An 878-nucleotide genomic window follows, 5' to 3' on the forward strand; every position below is an offset into this window, starting at 1 on the left:
TGCCTGGTCTCCAGGATGAGGGCGGCCCCGTCAAGCCTTCTCTGGTCAGTCGATTAGCCACCCTCCTCAAGGGCATGCGCGAAAAGTGAGGTAAACCTAACGGAAAAAAACAATCTTCTGGCTTTGTAAAGAACTTGGAAGGGTCTATAACTTTTCTCTAACTTCCGCTCACAGAGAAAGCAAAAATAGGAGTTCTATCTTACGAAGCGACATGATCCAACACAAAGCTGAAACAAAGGAAACTAGAACTCTTCTGTGAAGGGCTTCCGAGTGCTGCCTAATTGTATTCCTTGATAGATTTTCCCGGATAGTAAGTGTAACTGCTGGCGCGCAGAGTACCTAGCTACAAAGAACACAGCCGTTGATACACGGTTGTTGTCCGAGAGTACATGTACAAGAATGGGGATGTCTGAAATGTTACTAAGGCATTGATTTCCACTTATCCCACTGAATCAGAGGCTCGAAAAAACTTATGGCCATAGTTGGAGACCTCCAAGAATTTTCCTTGCCCGATCTGTTGCAGCTGATCGAGAGAGGCAGCAAAACAGGACAGCTCTGTATCTGGGCGCCCGGCGGCATCTACAGGATCTGGTTTTATCAGGGTCGGGTCATCGCTGCCTTGCCACCTCAAAAAGAGCACCGCCTGGAGAGCTTGCTGGCCCATTCCGGCTTGGTGAGCGAGCGGGTGGTCGAGAAGCTGGCTTCCTTTTGCGGCTTGGAGGAGCCCTTGGGACGTTGCTTGCAGCGGCAAGGGTTGATTACCCCAGCAGCCCTGGCCAAGCTCTTCCGCCATCAACTGCAAACCGGCCTCTACAGCCTCTTTGCCCTCGAATCCGGCCAGTTCAGCTTCCTGCCCAACGTGCCCATGCCCTACCGAG

1 protein-coding gene is annotated in these 878 nt (G+C 51.7%); it reads left to right on the forward strand.

Annotation, left to right across the window (positions count from 1 at the left end; genetic code table 11):
• Window positions 1-472: 472 nt before the first annotated feature.
• On the forward strand, window positions 473-878 hold a 406-nt coding region (locus NW838_RS05390), incomplete at its 3' end, for a DUF4388 domain-containing protein (RefSeq protein WP_414427649.1).

Source organism: Synechococcus sp. R55.2 (genome assembly GCF_047462075.1).
Taxonomy (GTDB): domain Bacteria; phylum Cyanobacteriota; class Cyanobacteriia; order Thermostichales; family Thermostichaceae; genus Thermostichus.